Origin of the sequence: Bacillus sp. SIMBA_008, from assembly GCF_046535495.1 — a bacterium.
Taxonomy (GTDB): Bacteria; Bacillota; Bacilli; order Bacillales; family Bacillaceae; genus Bacillus; species Bacillus subtilis.
Genome location: NZ_JAWRWL010001167.1, coordinates 1 through 240, shown reverse-complemented (window position 1 = coordinate 240; position 240 = coordinate 1). Strand labels below are relative to the sequence as shown.

Genomic DNA, 240 nt, shown 5'->3' with positions numbered 1-240 from the left:
ATATACGGTATGAAACCAATCATGTACAATGAAAAAAGGGGAGTGAGCATGATGGATATCAAACTTCAGCAAACACAAATGTTAAAGCCTCAATTAACGCAAGAGCTTAAACAGGCCATCACATTACTCGGATACAATTCCGCGGAGCTGGCCGGATATATTGATGAGCTCTCACTGGAAAACCCTCTGATTGAACGAAAGGAAACAGACACGCCGCCACTATCTTACCATAAAACAAAT

The 240-nt window shown here is 41.2% G+C and carries 1 pseudogene; it reads left to right on the top strand.

Annotated elements, in window-relative coordinates:
• Positions 1-51: 51 nt before the first annotated feature.
• Positions 52-240, top strand: a pseudogene (locus SB658_RS27120) (RNA polymerase factor sigma-54); the annotation flags it as partial.